The 15,119-nt window shown below is 54.0% G+C and carries 18 protein-coding genes; 7 read left to right on the plus strand and 11 right to left on the minus strand.

Annotation, left to right across the window (positions count from 1 at the left end; translation table 11 throughout):
• Positions 1-17 precede the first annotated feature (17 nt).
• Complete coding sequence (locus tag RAL90_RS03605) at positions 18-269, minus strand: AlpA family transcriptional regulator (protein WP_306253159.1); 252 nt, start codon at positions 267-269, stop codon at positions 18-20.
• Positions 270-456: 187 nt separating this feature from the next.
• On the opposite strand from RAL90_RS03605, the gene RAL90_RS03610 reads away from it, so the two are divergent.
• Both RAL90_RS03610 and RAL90_RS03615 read left to right on the plus strand, forming a co-directional pair.
• Positions 457-693, plus strand: coding sequence for a hypothetical protein (locus RAL90_RS03610; protein WP_306253160.1), 237 nt, complete (start codon positions 457-459; stop codon positions 691-693).
• A gap of 128 nt (positions 694-821) precedes the next feature.
• The gene (locus tag RAL90_RS03615; RefSeq protein WP_306253078.1) at positions 822-1,655 is read left to right on the plus strand and encodes an IS5 family transposase; all 834 of its coding nucleotides are present in this window, start codon (positions 822-824) and stop codon (positions 1,653-1,655) included.
• A gap of 273 nt (positions 1,656-1,928) precedes the next feature.
• Here RAL90_RS03615 and RAL90_RS03620 read toward each other — a convergent pair whose 3' ends face one another.
• Positions 1,929-3,158, minus strand: coding sequence for a site-specific integrase (locus RAL90_RS03620; protein ID WP_306253161.1), 1,230 nt, complete (start codon positions 3,156-3,158; stop codon positions 1,929-1,931).
• A gap of 294 nt (positions 3,159-3,452) precedes the next feature.
• Between RAL90_RS03620 and RAL90_RS03625 the strand changes: the two genes are divergently transcribed.
• Positions 3,453-3,878 (plus strand): PaaI family thioesterase, encoded by a 426-nt coding sequence (locus RAL90_RS03625; protein ID WP_306253162.1) that lies wholly within the window; start codon positions 3,453-3,455, stop codon positions 3,876-3,878.
• A gap of 44 nt (positions 3,879-3,922) precedes the next feature.
• Here RAL90_RS03625 and RAL90_RS03630 read toward each other — a convergent pair whose 3' ends face one another.
• The 4 genes from RAL90_RS03630 to RAL90_RS03645 are packed head-to-tail and all read right to left on the minus strand — an operon-like array spanning position 3,923 to position 7,063.
• Positions 3,923-4,612 (minus strand): tyrosine-protein phosphatase, encoded by a 690-nt coding sequence (locus RAL90_RS03630; RefSeq protein WP_306253163.1) that lies wholly within the window; start codon positions 4,610-4,612, stop codon positions 3,923-3,925.
• A gap of 27 nt (positions 4,613-4,639) precedes the next feature.
• Positions 4,640-4,885: a DUF4170 domain-containing protein gene (locus RAL90_RS03635; RefSeq protein WP_306253164.1), complete on the minus strand. Its 246-nt coding sequence runs from the start codon at positions 4,883-4,885 to the stop codon at positions 4,640-4,642.
• Positions 4,882-5,718 (minus strand): 3'(2'),5'-bisphosphate nucleotidase CysQ, encoded by an 837-nt coding sequence (locus RAL90_RS03640; RefSeq protein ID WP_306253165.1) that lies wholly within the window; start codon positions 5,716-5,718, stop codon positions 4,882-4,884. The genes RAL90_RS03635 and RAL90_RS03640 overlap by 4 nt, the downstream gene beginning before the upstream one ends.
• Positions 5,705-7,063, minus strand: a complete 1,359-nt coding sequence (locus RAL90_RS03645) for a TldD/PmbA family protein (protein ID WP_306253166.1) — start codon at positions 7,061-7,063, stop codon at positions 5,705-5,707. The genes RAL90_RS03640 and RAL90_RS03645 overlap by 14 nt, the downstream gene beginning before the upstream one ends.
• Positions 7,064-7,186: 123 nt before the next feature.
• On the opposite strand from RAL90_RS03645, the gene RAL90_RS03650 reads away from it, so the two are divergent.
• The gene (locus RAL90_RS03650; RefSeq protein WP_306253167.1) at positions 7,187-7,990 is read left to right on the plus strand and encodes a MipA/OmpV family protein; all 804 of its coding nucleotides are present in this window, start codon (positions 7,187-7,189) and stop codon (positions 7,988-7,990) included.
• A gap of 64 nt (positions 7,991-8,054) precedes the next feature.
• A complete protein-coding gene (locus RAL90_RS03655) occupies positions 8,055-8,207 on the plus strand; it encodes a hypothetical protein (RefSeq protein WP_306253168.1) in 153 nt (50 codons plus the stop codon).
• A gap of 14 nt (positions 8,208-8,221) precedes the next feature.
• Here the strand turns inward: RAL90_RS03655 and RAL90_RS03660 are convergent, their stop codons facing one another.
• From RAL90_RS03660 to RAL90_RS03680, 5 genes are read right to left on the minus strand one after another with little or no spacing between them, the layout of a single operon-like run.
• A complete protein-coding gene (locus RAL90_RS03660; protein WP_306253169.1) occupies positions 8,222-8,608 on the minus strand; it encodes an MAPEG family protein in 387 nt (128 codons plus the stop codon).
• Between the two features lie 44 nt (positions 8,609-8,652).
• A complete protein-coding gene (locus RAL90_RS03665; RefSeq protein WP_306253170.1) occupies positions 8,653-9,351 on the minus strand; it encodes a tRNA (guanosine(46)-N(7))-methyltransferase TrmB in 699 nt (232 codons plus the stop codon).
• 33 nt (positions 9,352-9,384) lie between these two features.
• On the minus strand, positions 9,385-9,846 hold the full coding sequence (locus tag RAL90_RS03670) for a DUF6152 family protein (RefSeq protein ID WP_306253171.1): 462 nt from the start codon (positions 9,844-9,846) through the stop codon (positions 9,385-9,387).
• 26 nt (positions 9,847-9,872) lie between these two features.
• The gene (locus tag RAL90_RS03675) at positions 9,873-10,898 is read right to left on the minus strand and encodes a hypothetical protein (RefSeq protein ID WP_306253172.1); all 1,026 of its coding nucleotides are present in this window, start codon (positions 10,896-10,898) and stop codon (positions 9,873-9,875) included.
• The gene (locus RAL90_RS03680) at positions 10,895-11,746 is read right to left on the minus strand and encodes a hypothetical protein (protein ID WP_306253173.1); all 852 of its coding nucleotides are present in this window, start codon (positions 11,744-11,746) and stop codon (positions 10,895-10,897) included. The genes RAL90_RS03675 and RAL90_RS03680 overlap by 4 nt, the downstream gene beginning before the upstream one ends.
• A 175-nt stretch (positions 11,747-11,921) precedes the next feature.
• Between RAL90_RS03680 and RAL90_RS03685 the strand changes: the two genes are divergently transcribed.
• The gene (locus RAL90_RS03685) at positions 11,922-13,073 is read left to right on the plus strand and encodes a DUF3089 domain-containing protein (RefSeq protein ID WP_306253174.1); all 1,152 of its coding nucleotides are present in this window, start codon (positions 11,922-11,924) and stop codon (positions 13,071-13,073) included.
• Positions 13,070-15,091, plus strand: coding sequence for a PQQ-binding-like beta-propeller repeat protein (locus RAL90_RS03690; protein ID WP_306253175.1), 2,022 nt, complete (start codon positions 13,070-13,072; stop codon positions 15,089-15,091). Before RAL90_RS03685 ends, RAL90_RS03690 begins: the two co-directional genes overlap by 4 nt.
• Positions 15,092-15,119 lie beyond the last annotated feature (28 nt).

The raw sequence follows: 15,119 nt of genomic DNA on the forward strand, positions 1-15,119 counted from the left end.
GTCTTTTCAGGCCTCGTCTATTCGGCGGGGCCTTTTCTTTCCGCATGCCTTCGCAATGCCTCAATCTCGTATTCCGATGTTGAGTTGCAGATTCGCTCAGAGACCCAAGCGATCAGATCACTCTTGCGATACATCACCCTGCGGGAAAGTTTTGCGAAAGGTGGCCCGTCACCAGTCACCCGTGCCTTCATCATCCATGAAACTGAAAGGCCGAGGAAATCCGCAGCTTGCTCAGTTACAAATAGTTCGTTGTCGTCAGTAGTATCCATCTATGTGGCTCCTGTACCAAGTTGCTGCCTTCAGCGGCAGTACAGGGAATTTGAACGAACCTAATTCTACATAAAAGAGGGGGTTATCCAGAGGTTAGATTAGATGTGGAATGAGATCTCTGATTATCTGCTCTCTAACATAGGAAATTGCGTTGCTCTTTGATAATTCAACCGATTGATGAAGATCATGACAGCCTATTTCATCGGCCATACTGCACCACTCAGATATACGTTTGGGTTTGAAATCTCTTCTTCCGGGCATATGCTCAAAAAGTCTAAATTTATTCATCTCGCTGGCCACTATCTTGCTGGCTTCTCCCTTTTTAAAACCTGCATCATGCAAAATAAATCTATACTCGATGGCGGCGGATCTAATGCAAAACTGATTGTAACTAGATTTTGGTCTCCCACCCTGCCGTTCTGATTGGAACAGTTCACTCTCATTCGTGCCGACTTCAACATCGTATAGCAAATTAGAGCCTGATCCAAAAGTATCTGGGTGATTTCAACGACTTATGATTCTCTTTGTTTGCTTAAGACACGGAGGATCAGATGAGTTGGAATGAAACCACCCGCACATATTATGACCGCAGTTTCCTGCGCTATGCAAGTGATCTGACGGACGACGAATGGGCTTTGATTGAACCTGAAATACCTCTTCCAAATCGGATGGGGCGTCCTCGCAAGTGGCCGATGCGGGAGATCATGAACGCCTTGTTGTATATCGCGTCTACTGGCTGCCAATGGCGCATGTTACCAAGGGATTTCCCGCCTTTTTCGACGGTTCAGAAATATTTTTATTGGTGGCGTGATGACAGATTGCTGGAAAAGATCAATCACCGCCTGCTGTTTGAATGCCGCGAAGCACACGGCAGAAGCCCACACCCCAGCGCAGGTGTGATCGATAGCCAGTCGGTTAAAACCACAGAAAGTGGCGGTATTACTGGCTTTGACGCGGGCAAAAATATAAAAGGCCGCAAGCGGCATATTCTGACGGATACGGAAGGCTTTCTGGTGACAGCACTTGTGCATGCCGCGGATGTACAGGATCGCGACGGCGCACCAGCGGTGTTGATGGAAGCGCGAGACAAATTTCCATGGCTTCGCCATATCTTTGCCGATGGTGGCTATACGGGAGATAAGCTAAAGCGCAAACTTAAAAAAGTCGGTCCATTCCGGATGGAAATCATCAAGCGATCCGATAAAATGAAAGGCTTTAAAGTCCTGCCCCGGCGATGGGTCGTAGAACGCACATTCGCATGGTTAGGGCGATCACGCCGTCTCGCCAAGGATTGGGAACGATGCTGGACCTCAGCTATCGCATGGCTATTCATGGCTCACATCCGTATCGCAACAAGACGACTGGCAAGAGCATGTTTCATATGAAAGACTTTTGATTCAGACTCTTAGAGATTGTGTTGAGTGCCAGACTATCGTTTCCTACTTCATTCAAACTTTCAATGAATGAGTTGACCGCATCTATGGTTCGAATAATCGCCAGGCGCTTTTCTGACGTTGTTTGAGCTTTTAGTAGTTGTCGGTCATAGACGTCGATAGCCATAAATAATTTCGCAAGCCCCGACGAAGTAACATTACCCGGGCGCCACGACCGAATTAAGCGATAAGGTATCCTAGTATTCGCTCGGTGTTGTGAATTGGTCATCTAATTAATGAGCTTTCTATCTTTTGTCCGATTGCGTCAGAAGCAGCCAGGAGTGGATCACGATCGGCATGGGCATAGCGCTCTGTTGTTCGTGTTGTCTGATGTCCCAATAGTCCAGCGATCAGTCGCATATGCGCCCCCGTACTGACACCAACTGAAGCAACAGTGTGCCTTAGATCATGCAGGTGGGCATCTTGGAGACCCGCTTGATTTCTCACAAAATTCCAGATGCGTGTGGTCGTGGCCAGGTGTGTGCCGGGATTGCCGCCTATGAAGATGAACGGATTTCCTCCATTCTGCGGCTGTGAGCTGATGGCTGATGCGGCCGGAGCATTCAGAACAATTTCCTTCGCGCCGGTCTTACTGTCTGGGAGGTTGATCTTGCGATTTGGTAGATCGACCATGGCCCACTCAAGCGACAAGACTTCGCTTTTCCTCATCCCACTGAACAGGAGCAAACGCAGGGCGCCGACCTCAGCCAGTTGAACACTGCTTTTTCTCTGTCGGGCGCGTTCTTCATAGGCATGAAGTGCGGCACCGAGACGTGCCAGTTCTTCCTCATTCAGGAAGCGTGTCCTGGCCACTTCGTCGTACCGATCAATGCCAATAACTGGGTTCTGCGCCGGATATGGATAGCCCTGCTTGACGAGCCAATTGTGCATGCCTCCCAGGAGTTGCAAGCACAAGTTTGCCTGCCGGGGAGTTTCAACAAGGCCAGCGTGTAGCTTGGCGATGTCAGATTTCTCGATTTCTGAAACCAGCCTTTTGCCAAATCTAGGCAGCAGAAATTTCTCAGCAAGCCTTTGATTTTCTTTTGCAGTTCTGGGCTTCCAACCAATTCGGCTCCGGCTACCTTTTGGTCGTCGTTTACCGCGCTCAATTTGGTAGTCGGCGTAGGCCTGGTAAGCATCGGCAAAGGAGGGGGTTTCCTTTCGACGATCAGCATCAGCCCGCGGGTCGACTCCAGTTCTGATTTTGTCTCGAAGCAAACTTGCTTCCTTGCGGGCCTTGGCGAGTGTCAATCCGTCCTTGCCATGGGTTCCTATGGTGACGCGTCTGGTACGTCCCTTGCGACCACCGATGCGATACTGGAGCAAATAGACTTTAGTACCTTTTGGCGTGACCTTCACACCGAAACCACTGACCTGATCATCCCAAAGGTAAGAATCTCTGGTGCTGACAGGATGGTTGTCGATGGCATGCTTGGTCAATTTGAGCGTCGGCATCTCTCTCCTCAGTAATCACCTCAGTAATCACATTTCATATAGATGGGGGATGTTCAGTGAATCTGCAAGATAGCAAGAGAGAGGAAAATCAAGTAGTTATCAACAATGAGGTATTTCAGGGAACTCCCAGAAACCGTAGATACACAGGCTTCCAAGCTGAATATGCGGGTTCGATTCCCGCTACCCGCTCCAACCTTCTAAAATAGACGACCAGCGCGGCGTCGTTATCAGCAATTTGAAGGCCGATGACAGATCGCACTGGACGCCTGTGGCGGCTTATGCCGTACTGGTTACATGAGTTACTCTCTATTTGAAAATTTGCCCATCACACAGGAGACGGTGGAAGAGGCATATGATTTTGTCTTTGCCCCATGGGTCAAGGATTTGGGGTTACGTGACTTTCTGGTCAAACCCGGTTTTGCCTCTGCGCAGCTTCCTATTGCGGACAAACTGAAGTTTTCAAGTGGTGCCGTCTGTGGCCAGGCTATTATGGCCGCAATCGACACGGTAACTGCCATATCCATGTGGACGAGTGATCGTATGATCAAAGGAACTGCCTATCAGCATACGCACTTTCTGCGCCCGGCCGTTAATGATGATTTTCTTGTCGAGGCGACTGTAAAAAGGTTCGGGAAAAGCAGCGCTTATGCGGAATGCGATGTGAAATATCTGACCAGTGGCAAGCTGGTGGCCCATGGCGTGTTGGAATTTGCCTTCTAGAACACTGTGCCGGAGGGCCGACACTGCCAGTAGCTTGTCTGATGCTACTCGCGTCGCAGCAGGGTTTCGGTAATGAAGCTGCCCAGCGCGGTTGGTTTGAAATTTGGCCGCACGCTTTCCTGGTCATAGTCGGTGTCGACCCAGTTGAGGAAATGTGCCTCTGCCGGCTCGGCGCCGTCCCGGTCTACGGCTTCCTTATAGAGATCAAAGAAGTAATCGAGGATCCCGGTCTTGCCCTGCCTGATATGACCATATTTGAAGGAGAGCTGCTCAAGCGCCTCATCCAGTGGCCTGCCCTCGTACAGGAAGAGATAAAGCACGGAGGCGATGCCCGCCCGGTCTGCCCCGGACTTGCAATGCAAAATGGCCGGATAGTCGATCCGTTCAAAGAGTTCCTTGATACCGAAGATGAAGTCCCTGGTCGGCGCTTCACGGGAATATGCTCTGAAGTTGACTAGTTCCAGCCCCAGGCGCTGGCAGGTATCTTCTTCGAGAAAGTAGAAGCCTTCCTGCTCATCTTCGCGGCGCAGGCCCCGCAGGTTGATCACCGTTTTTATGCCCTGGCCGGCCCATTTTTCAAGATCAGCCGGAGAGGGTTGAAAGGTGCGCCACATCTTGTCGGAAATCTGGTGCGTATTGTCATAGATTTTACGCAACACGCCATGATCATCCAGCATCAGGGAGCGCCAGGCGCGACTGCGACCTTGCGGTGTCTGAAACTGTTCACGGGTCATCCGCTCCGGCATGTCGCTAATTCGCCCTCAGCCGAGTTTGCCGTCGCCATCCGGATCAAGGAAGCGGTGCAAGTGGACGATGAAGTAACGCATATGTGCATTGTCCACCGTAGACTGAGCTTTCGTGCGCCAGGCTTTCTCAGCGGCTGAATAATTTGCAAAAATGCCGACGATATCCAGCTCGTCAACATTCTTGAACTTTGCATCTTCAAGGTTTTCCAGCTCACCGCCGAAAACCAGATGCAGCAACTGCTTGTTCAGGGTCTCGCTCATGTTTTTCCTTTCAGATATTCTGCCAGCACGGAAAAATCTCCCGGCAAATGAGAGACCCTTCCAAGAAGGTGGCTGTAAAGGTTTGGCCCGGCACAGACAAGGCTTCTCTGGCGTGGATCGAGCTTGTTATAGGCAAATTTTTTGCCGATATGATCGCTGACAATAGCGCCGGCTTCCTCGGCAATCAGGGCGCCGGGCGCTGCGTCCCAGTCACATTTGGGCAGCAGTGTAATCATCGCATCAAACCGGCCAGCCGCCACCAGCGCCAGACGGTAACTGGTGGAATTCACCTGATCGATCTTCATTTGCGGCCATGGTGCAGGCCAGCCGGGCAGGGCAAAAAGTTGCGCATGGGCAAGTACTGTGCAGCCCTCAAGATCAGAGCGCAGGCTGGCGCGAATTGGCAGGTCATTCAGGGTTGCGCCCTGACCACGCTGGGCGGCAAAAAATTCATCCGTAGCAGGATTGTAAACTGCAGACATTATGGCCTTGCCGTCTTCCACCAGCGCAACACACACTGTAAAATGGGGCGTGCCATTCAAAAAGGCGCGTGTGCCATCTATGGGGTCTACAATCCAGGTGCGCCGCGCTTTCAGTCGTTGACGGTTATCAGTGCTCTCTTCCGACAGAAAGCCATATTCACCGCCATGTTCGACGATAAGCTGTTCGAACAGAATGTCATTGGCGGCATGGTCAGCTTCACTGACCGGGCTTTCGTCATCCTTGTGCCAATGGTGGCTGGCAAGGCCAAAGCGCGCCAGCACTTCAGCGCCAGCATCACGCACAGCCTTGTTCAGAATATGCCTGTCTCTGGCAAGGTCAGCTACCGGCAATGGTCATGTTCTCCACGCGCAAGGTGGGCGACGACGTGCTGCCCTTGAACAACAGGTCATTGGCAGGGGTCAGGCTGGCGAACATCTCATGCAGATTGCCGGCAATTGTAATTTCACTGACGGGGTGCGTTATTTCGCCCCCCGCAATCCAGAAACCGGAACACCCGACGGAATAGTCGCCGGTGTTCTGGTTCACCTGAGGGCCGAACATATCGGTCAAATAAAGGCCGCTGCCTGTTTCCCGCAGAAGAGCGTCCACGGAAAGGTCGCCTGGTTCCAGATAGAAGTTTGTCGTGCCTGCGCCTGGTGGTCCGCCCGTGCCGCGTGTGGCGCGGCCATTACTTTCCAGCCCCAGCTGCCGGGCATGTGCGGAGTTCAGCAACCAGCATGTCAGGCGGCCATTCTCTATCACGTGGAGCTTCTCGTTTGTGACGCCTTCGCCGTCAAAATGGCTTGAGCCAAAGCCTCGTTTCCGCAGTGGGTCATCAATCACGTTGAGACTGGCCGGGAATATCTGCTCGCCCATCTTGTCCTTGAGAAAGCTGACACCCCGGGCAATGGCACCGCCGTGAATTGCGCCGGCCAACTTGCCGATCAGGGAACGGGCGAGGCGCTGCTCGAAAATCACGGGCGCTGACTGGCTCTCCAGCTTTTGCGGGTTCAGCCGTCGCACGGCGCGCTCTCCGGCGGAGCGGCCGACATGTTCCGGGGATTTAAGGTCGCACAGGTGCGTGGAGGCGTCATAGTCGTAATCGCGCTCCATCCCCGTACCCTCGCCAGCCAGAACTGACACCGAGAACGAATGACTGCCGCCGGTGCTTTCGCCATAGAAGCCATGGCTTGTGGCAAACCAGGATGCCCCGGATCCATAGCTCGCGCCGGCACCGGAAGAATTGGTCACGCCCTCAACGGCACGTGCAGCATCTTCGCAGGCAATGGCTGTTTCTTTCAGCTTTTCTGTCGACGGCTCCTGTTGGTCAAAGAGATCAAGATCAGGATAGGGCCCCTTTGCGAGCCGTTCAGCAGGGGCGAGACCGCACCATTTATCCTCTGGTGCGGCACGCGCCATGGCGACGCAGCGCTCAGCCGCTTCCTTCAGGGAAGCAGGCGAAAAATCTGTCGTGGAGACAGAAGCCTGTTGCTGGCCGATAATAACCCGCAGGCCAAGATCGCGGTTTTCCGACCGCTCAACTTCTTCAACGGCGCCGAGGCGAACGGAAACCGAATTGGAAATGCTTTCATACATCAGCGCATCTACGGCTTCTGCTCCAGCAGCTTTCGCATCGCGGATAAGGGTTTCAAGAATGGCTTGAGGGGCGGTCTTCGTGTCTTTTGTCATGGGCATGACAGATAAGCTGGAACATCAGGAGTGGCAATGTCACCCATGTCTGAAAGTTGAGGAAACAGTCGCGGAGTGTCCACAAAGCAGCTATAAGGCGTCACGAGGCGTGTGTAAGGAGAAGAGGTCATGCGGTTTTTTTCAGGTTGCCTGCTGTTCATGCTGATGGGCAGCTTCCTGCCTTTGGCCGCACAGGATCTCGAAACCGTCATCCGAGAAGAACCGGCAGCAGCCGGTGACGGCGACGACTGGGAGATTGAAGCAGGATTGCTGGCCGCTGCCATTCAGGACTTTCCCGGAGCGGAATCGCTTCAGGGTATGGTGCTGCCTTATTTCTATCTCGAATACAAAGATCGCTGGTTTGCCCACCCGACCAGCGGCGTTGGCTATTACTTCAAGAATGACGGGAATGAGTTCATTTCAACGTCACTAACTTACCTGCCGGGGCGCCAGGAGGACGAAGCTGGTTTTCTGAACGGGCTTGGTGATCTCGATGGCGGCGTTGCGGCGCGTGCTGCAGCACAGTTTGACATGACCTATTTTGTGCTTGGTGGTTTTGTCACGCACCAGCTGACGGGAGACGAGACCGGAACAGAGGCGACATTATATGCGGCCACAAGAATAAAGCCGTCCGAGAATTTGCGCATATTCCCGACCCTGCGCGTCGCATGGGCCGATGACGAGCGCCAGCAGGCATTCTTTGGCGTTACGCCGGAACAGGCAGCCGCGTCAGCATTTTCTGAATACACGCCGGATGGCGGTGTCAGGTCTTACGGGGTGCCGCTGCAGGCCCTCTATGACCTGAATGATCGGTTGCGTCTTGCCAGTCAGGCCAGCTGGGATGTGCTGCAAGGTGACGCAGCGGACAGCCCCATTGTTCAGTCAGAAGACCAGTATTTCTTCTCGCTGGGATTGATCCGTAAATTCGACTGAATGGTCAGTTTTTTCTGATCAGTGTACTGATTAATACGCGTGACAGAGTGACGGCTTGCGCCTGATGCGGGATTTTGACGGGCAGCTAAAACGCCGTGAACAGCCTGTGTTTGATGTCGCTGATTATGCAGACCTTGATCTTGATACAACTGCCTGGACCTTGCAGGCTGAAGACGCGCAGCGGCTGGCTAATCGCAGACATAGCGACAGAGCCTAGACACTCAAAGCCGCTTAGACAGTCAGCACAGATATATTGATGATTATGGAGATGATAAAGCTGATCAGCGTCAATAGCATACCGGAGACACGTAAGGGCATTATGTCAGGCTCGCTGCTAAAGCCGATCGCGTGAAGAACACGACCCAGAAGGAGCGAGGCACCGGCAATATGCAGTGCCCAGCCAGCACCGCCATTGATCTCCGCTACCGCCAGCAATATAAGCGCTAAGGGCGTATACTCCGTAAAATTTGCCTGCACGCGACTGCGCCGCAGCATAATCCGGTCCCCGTTATCACTCAGCGCTATCTTGTTGCGTCGGCGAAAGCCGATCACGCGCAATGAGAGCCAGAGAAAAATGATCGACAGGAAAATTGCATATAACGCAGTGGTGGTAAGCATGGCAGAGGCTCCTTGCAGAAGATGCGGACAATTCAGCCGATAAGCTAAACCTTACCGGGAACAGGATCAACCGAACTGAGCAGGGCCGTCACCTGCCATAGTGACTGACCACTTTCAGCATATTTTTTTTCAAACAGACTTAAATAATCCCCTTGCGGATCATACTTCACAATAGAACTGGCTTGCCCCGCAAGGGTGAGGGCCGCCGAGAATTCTTGCGCATAAATACGCCAGTTGGTGCGCAGTTCCAGCTTGCCTGTGAGCTTGAGGGTGGAGGGAAAAACGGGAGACCCATGCCAGCGGCGCTGAAAGTGAGCGGCCTTGGGCCAGGGGTTGGGATAGGAAATATAGTGCCGGGCCAGTTGCCAGCCAGCGTCTGCAGCGAGCCGGTAAAAATCAACAAGGTCCGCACGCAGGAGCAACAGGTTTTCCGGCTCAAGACCATCACGCCGCCGCCCAAGCCGGTCGGCAGATTTATCAATGCCCAGTATCAAGTGATCCGGAAAACTGCTGGCCAGTTTGCGGCTACTGTCTCCGGTACCGCAACCAGAATCAAGGATCAGGGGCTTTTGGTGCCGTTGACTGACAGTTGTTGCCTCTTCGAAGGCGCGATAATTGTGGTCAGATATTGGCGCCAGATAAGGGCTGCTCAGATGCCGCTGGACGACTTCTGACAGTCTGTCATGCAGCCCGTCCTGATTACTGATGACGTCCCGGGAATAGTATTGCTGCACATCAGTCATGTCAGAGCCAGAGTATATCCGGCTGGCGAGGCTTTAATTGTCGCGACGCGGGCGCTCAGTGGGGTCCGAGCCATCTCTTGGCGCACCGGTGCCGCTGGATCCCATGAAAATCTTGTTGCCATCAGTGAACGTGATATCGCGCCCGTTGGCCTTACAGGCAGGTTCACAGATGCGGTCTTTGCTTTGATAGCCGCGCACGATGATTTCTGTACCAATCTTGAGGGTATTCCGGTTGAGGCCATTGCGCAGCAACGTGTTTGGCGTGCCACCTTCAACCATCCAGGCCGTGGTTGTGCCATCTTCTTCTTCAGCCGCAAGATGCACCCAGGCATGCGGGTTGACCCACTCAACCCGGGTGATTTCACCCCGCAGCAGAACGGGTGCATTGGCGTCAAACTCAGCTGAAAACGCGTGATGGGCGTAAGCGGCGCCCAGCGCAGCAAAGGCTGCAGCGGCTGCGGCTGAACAGGCAAGAAGGGTGGTGCGCAAACTCATGGAAAAATCCTTTCACTCAGACCGGATCAGTTGCCGGCAGCTTCAGCTTCCTGTCGGCGAGCACCGGCAAGAATGTTAGGCAGGGAATAGTTAGCCTCGTGACAGGCATATTCATAGATCGGCCCTTCAGCTCTGCGCAAGGGCATTTCGCCTTTCCAGACCTGTGTGTAAATGCTCGGGTCATCCACATAGAATTCATAAAAGATTTCATCATCAGATTTCAGGGTGAAACGTTCTTCAACCTTTGCCTCGGCGGACAGATAGAAGCGGTGCCGGATAGCGCCCCGTACCCCGGCATCGGGATGAAAATTCGTCGTATTCACAACCAGTGTGTCACCTTCCCAGCGGCCAATCGAGTCACCAAGCCAGCCACGCAGAGCGCCCGGACGGTGCTCACTGTTCATGCGCACGAGACGGGTATTGTGGTTCATCTCCACAAGAATGGCCACGGTTTCCGGGGACTGTACGATCTGATAGTGATTGTTATACAGGACGTTGATCATCGGCGGCCCGCCCGTGGAGCCGAAGCCGATGGTGCAGCGCTCTGCTGCCGGGCGCACTTCCGGATCATCGAAATTCCGCGTCATCTGCGCGCCAACCTGCATGAAGGTCATGGCGCCCTCTGGTGCCCAGGGCAGTTTCCCGGTCTCCGGCTCGACAACCCAGGAGCTGCGCGGCTCGCCATTGATGCGGCCAACCTTGTTGCCGAAATCGACCCAGAAACTGTTATAGCCACCAGCACCGCGAATAGAGGAATCGCCTTTGGCCAGTGCAGGCGCGTCAGGATCAGTCGGCTCCATATCCTCTTGCACGCCATAGGCTTCAAACGTGCCTTGTTCCAGCGCCAGTGCCTCAATTTCTGAGAGAATCAGATCGTCGATCCCGTCAGGCCGTTCAAGCACGGTAATGGAAGCGCTGGTCCAGATCCCTTGCATGTCCGGTGTACCGTCAGCCATGCGCGGTGGCTCATAGGCCGGATCCCAGGGTTCAGAAGCGAAGGCCTGTGTATTGCAGGCCAGAAGGGCAAGAGCGGAAACGAACAGTTTTTTCATCTCAAAGGCTCCTTGCGTAGATGACCATACATCAATTCTTCGACAAACTCGACACAGTTGAATTCCTGCAACTGAGCTTCCTTGCCAACCTTCCGATACAGGATCATGTCAATGGTCCACGGCTCGGTGTAGGTCTCAGGGTCGTCAATGGTAGCCTCATACTGAATATGATCCGGGCTGATCTTTGTATAGCGCTCCGTGACTTTCATCTGCGGTGAGCCAAAGTTACCGGACCGGTCAAACCATGTCTGGCCATTTTGGGCGGTGACTTCGATCACGAAAGTATTGCCGTCCCAATAGCCATATGACTGACCCATCCAGGAATCGAGAGGTGCTTCGCCGGGATCTTCCAGATTGATGTTGCGCACGGCATTTGCATATTCGTAAGCAAACAGCATGGCTTTGTCATTCTGGATAATCTGAAACGGAAAGGGCATATATGTCGCGCGGGGCAGTCCCGGCAGATAGCATTTTATCTCCGGGTCGCGATCAATCCAGTTCGCCCGGTTTTCATTCCGGCGCGCCAGTGCTTCATCTGTGTAGGGAATGGTACCGCTTTGTACAACGCTGTCACCGGCGGGGACAGCACCGACAGCACCCAGATGCACCACCCGCGGATCAGGCTGTGGCCCCCATGGCCCTTCAATAGTCTGCAGGGCATGGCGCGCATGGTGTGCTTCGAGGTCATAATTGGCCGTATTCATTGCCTGCCAGACACCCGACAGGTTCTGGTCAAACTCTGCCACCTGTTCGCTGCTCTCAGCAGGCCCGTTAGCGCTGCCGCCGCAACCCGCGAGCAATGGCGCTGCCAGCCAGAGCAAAGCGCTCTTCCATCGACGTTTCATCATTATCTCCCAGTCCCCATCATTTCGCGAGGTTTCGGGGAGGATTGTTATCCCGACCGACCATATAGTCAATGCGCAGTGACATGAGGCGCGCGCGCAGACTGGCATCATCATTGGACAACAGGGGCGCACGTTGGCTAGAGTTTCAAAAAAACATCTTCTTGAGGGAGGAGAAACCATGGCCCGTATGTTAATGGTGCTGACTGCGACGATGCTCTTTGGGGCGACTTTTCTGCTGCCTGCACAGGCCGCAGAAGAAATGGACTTTGAGCGCAATGACTACAGCGATGTGGCAACCCGGCTCTGTCATCCGGACAAGACTGATGATGCCTGTGCCGTTGATCTGACCACAACAATCATTGCGAGCGATGGAACAACCAGCATTGAAAGTTTTGAAGCGGCGGAAGATCCGGGCATAGACTGTTTCTACATCTATCCAACGGTATCACGCGATCCAACGCCCAACAGCGACATGGTGCCGGGACGTGAACTCATTACAGTGCATCAGCAGTTTGCGCGCTTCTCAGAAGTGTGTCGCCCTTTTGCACCGATTTACCGTCAGATGACCCTGCTGGCCCTGCAGGCCTGGATGACGCTGGGAACTCTGCCCACAGACACTAAAATGCGCTACGCAGATATTACGGATGCGTGGGAAACTTATCTGCGCGACCATAATAATGGCCGCGGCGTGGTCTTGATTGGTCATTCCCAGGGGGCCAGCATGATTAACGATCTGCTGGAAAATAATATCATTGGCACACCGGCGGAGAAGCTGATTGTTTCGGCACTGCCGATCGGTATCAGCTCTCACATCGACAGGGAAAGCGGCAAGGCTGCCGGTCTTCTTCCTTGTGCAGAAGCCGGACAGACAGGATGCATCATTTCCTATGTTTCATTCCGCGAGACGAGCCCGCCACCAGCGGACAGTTTTTTCGGGGAGACCAACTCGGAAGGAGATGCAGCCCTTTGCGTCAACCCGGCTGCTCTGTCCGGTGCTGAGGGACAGCTAAACTCATATCTTTCCGCCCAGAATGTCAGTGATCCTTCAAACCAGCCGGTTTTTGCCGACGGCGTTGACGTTGCCACGCCCTTCGCGGCTGTGCCAGGGTTGCTGTCTGCCGCCTGCGAGCAAACAGAAAGTCACACCTATCTTGCAATCAGCATCAATGCTGACCCGGATGATCCACGCACTGATGACATTCAAGGGGATCTGCTTTTCCAGGGCGCAGTGCAAAAACAGTGGGGCTTGCATCTGATCGACATGCATCTTGGTATGGGTAACCTCATCGACATTGTTCGGCAGCAGGCTGAAGCGTGGAGTGAAGAATGATTGTTCGCAAAACCCTGCAATCCTGTTCTGTTATTTTTCTCTTGCTGATGGCTGCCTGCGCAGAACAAAAGACGCATTCCGAGGCGGATCAATCCGTGCAAGAACAGGCAGTCAGTGCGTCTGAACAGGCGCAAGGCACTGAAATTGCCGCACAAACGCCACGTGAGGAGGAGCCCGCGATTGATCTTGATGCGGGCGCCCGTTTTGAAGCTGCCCTGGCTGAAGGCTACAGTCATCCTGGCGAAAAGGTCTATGCGACGAGTTGTGGGCTCTGTCACGATCAGCCCGATCAGTTACGGGTACCTGATCTTGCCAGCCTCAAAACCATGAGCCCGGCAAAAATCCAGTTTTCCCTGAAATCCGGGAAAATGAAAGCGCAAGGGGAGGCGCTGGACAGGCTCGATCTGACCCTTCTTCTCGATTATCTGACACCTGGCAGTGCTGGTGGCGGTTATGAAGTGGCCGCGGATCAGAAATGTACTGCGCCTGATATCTCTTTCGATCAGCCATATGTCACCGCCTGGGGCGTAGAGCCTGATAACAGGCGTTATTACGGGCCCACCCGCACCAGCCTTGGACGGAAGAATGTTTCCGGTCTTGAACTTGCCTGGGTATTTGGTCTGCCGGGCACGTCTGAGTTGCGGTCCCAGCCGGTGATCACAGAAGATACGCTCTTTATCACCACAACCTCAGGTCATGTTTTTGCGCTCGACAGGCAGACAGCTTGCGTCAAATGGCACCGGGAACTGATGAATCCGATCCGGACCGCCATGACACTGGGGCAGATTGATGGCGAACCAGTCCTGTTTTTCGCTGATGCAGGCACAAATGTTTATGCCCTTGAGGCTGTCAGTGGTGAGACCGTCTGGCAGGAGCGTACGGGCATCTTCCCTGAGTCGATGACCACGGGCGGACTTGTACAGCATGAAGATAAACTGTTCGTCCCGCTCTCTTCTTTTGATGTCGCTGCGGCAATGAATCCCGCACATGAATGCTGTAAAAGCCACGGTGCCGTCGTTGCTTTGGAGGCTGCTACGGGAGAACGCCTGTGGCTGGCGCGCATGATGGAGGATGCCACGCCAACAACAAAATCTTCCGTTGGCACACAATTATGGGGGCCATCCGGTGCGCCTGTCTGGACCACGCCAGCGGTCGATGCAAAAAACGGCAGGCTTTATATTGGCACGGGTGAGAACACCTCAGCGCCGGCGACTGATACCAGTGATGCCATGATCGCGCTGGACATGGAAACAGGTGAAAGGCTCTGGGTTTTTCAGGCCACCACAGAAGATAAATTCAACATGGCCTGTAGCCCGTTGACGGGTAACGGCCCGAACTGCCCTGAAGAGCCGGGGCCGGATTATGACTTTGGCGGCGGTCTTGCCTTCGCGACAATGAGTGATGGCCGCGAGGTTGTCATCGGCGGGCAGAAGTCCGGCGATGTACATGCTGTTGATGCGGCGACCGGAGAGCGTATCTGGACAACCAAGGTCAGTTCAGGCTCGCCTCTGGGGGGCACCCATTGGGGCGTTTCCGTCTCAAACGGCAAAGTCTTCGCGCCATCGTCCGACCCGCCATATCCGCTGCCCGATTATGAGGCCCGACCTGGCCTTTACGTGCTCGATCTTGATACAGGCGATATGCTCTGGGACAGCCCGGCTGAACGTGGCTGTACCGGAAATTTTGTTGGCCAGATGATGAACCCGGAGCCATGGCCAGAATGCAGTTTCTTCTATGGCTATTCGGCGGCGCCTGCGTCTACGGATGAACTGGTTTTCATCGGGGCGCTGGATGGCAAGGTTCGTGCCTTCGATGCTGACAATGGCGAAGTCTTGTGGATGTTCGACACAAAGCGTGAATTCGAGACGGTCAACAATATTCCGGCACATGGCGGTGCGATTGATAATCCGGGACCACAACTGGCCGGCGACATGCTGTTTATTCAATCCGGCTACGCCATGTTCAGTCAGATGCCGGGTAATGCCCTGATTGCTTTCAATCTGCCGGAGGCAGAATGATGAATGGCCTGATCAACGCAAGAAGCGT

This window comes from Parvularcula sp. IMCC14364 (assembly GCF_030758415.1).
Taxonomy (GTDB): domain Bacteria; phylum Pseudomonadota; class Alphaproteobacteria; order Caulobacterales; family Parvularculaceae; genus Aquisalinus.

What these genes read in the sequence shown, in the direction of transcription:
- RAL90_RS03605 (WP_306253159.1), bottom strand. Translation starts at nt 269, where the DNA reads ATGGATACTACTGACGACAACGAACTATTTGTAACTGAGCAAGCTGCG.
- RAL90_RS03610 (WP_306253160.1), top strand. Translation starts at nt 457, where the DNA reads ATGACAGCCTATTTCATCGGCCATACTGCACCACTCAGATATACGTTT.
- RAL90_RS03615 (WP_306253078.1), top strand. Translation starts at nt 822, where the DNA reads ATGAGTTGGAATGAAACCACCCGCACATATTATGACCGCAGTTTCCTG.
- RAL90_RS03620 (WP_306253161.1), bottom strand. Translation starts at nt 3,158, where the DNA reads ATGCCGACGCTCAAATTGACCAAGCATGCCATCGACAACCATCCTGTC.
- RAL90_RS03625 (WP_306253162.1), top strand. Translation starts at nt 3,453, where the DNA reads ATGAGTTACTCTCTATTTGAAAATTTGCCCATCACACAGGAGACGGTG.
- RAL90_RS03630 (WP_306253163.1), bottom strand. Translation starts at nt 4,612, where the DNA reads ATGACCCGTGAACAGTTTCAGACACCGCAAGGTCGCAGTCGCGCCTGG.
- RAL90_RS03635 (WP_306253164.1), bottom strand. Translation starts at nt 4,885, where the DNA reads ATGAGCGAGACCCTGAACAAGCAGTTGCTGCATCTGGTTTTCGGCGGT.
- RAL90_RS03645 (WP_306253166.1), bottom strand. Translation starts at nt 7,063, where the DNA reads ATGCCCATGACAAAAGACACGAAGACCGCCCCTCAAGCCATTCTTGAA.
- RAL90_RS03650 (WP_306253167.1), top strand. Translation starts at nt 7,187, where the DNA reads ATGCGGTTTTTTTCAGGTTGCCTGCTGTTCATGCTGATGGGCAGCTTC.
- RAL90_RS03655 (WP_306253168.1), top strand. Translation starts at nt 8,055, where the DNA reads ATGCGGGATTTTGACGGGCAGCTAAAACGCCGTGAACAGCCTGTGTTT.
- RAL90_RS03660 (WP_306253169.1), bottom strand. Translation starts at nt 8,608, where the DNA reads ATGCTTACCACCACTGCGTTATATGCAATTTTCCTGTCGATCATTTTT.
- RAL90_RS03665 (WP_306253170.1), bottom strand. Translation starts at nt 9,351, where the DNA reads ATGACTGATGTGCAGCAATACTATTCCCGGGACGTCATCAGTAATCAG.
- RAL90_RS03670 (WP_306253171.1), bottom strand. Translation starts at nt 9,846, where the DNA reads ATGAGTTTGCGCACCACCCTTCTTGCCTGTTCAGCCGCAGCCGCTGCA.
- RAL90_RS03675 (WP_306253172.1), bottom strand. Translation starts at nt 10,898, where the DNA reads ATGAAAAAACTGTTCGTTTCCGCTCTTGCCCTTCTGGCCTGCAATACA.
- RAL90_RS03680 (WP_306253173.1), bottom strand. Translation starts at nt 11,746, where the DNA reads ATGATGAAACGTCGATGGAAGAGCGCTTTGCTCTGGCTGGCAGCGCCA.
- RAL90_RS03685 (WP_306253174.1), top strand. Translation starts at nt 11,922, where the DNA reads ATGGCCCGTATGTTAATGGTGCTGACTGCGACGATGCTCTTTGGGGCG.
- RAL90_RS03690 (WP_306253175.1), top strand. Translation starts at nt 13,070, where the DNA reads ATGATTGTTCGCAAAACCCTGCAATCCTGTTCTGTTATTTTTCTCTTG.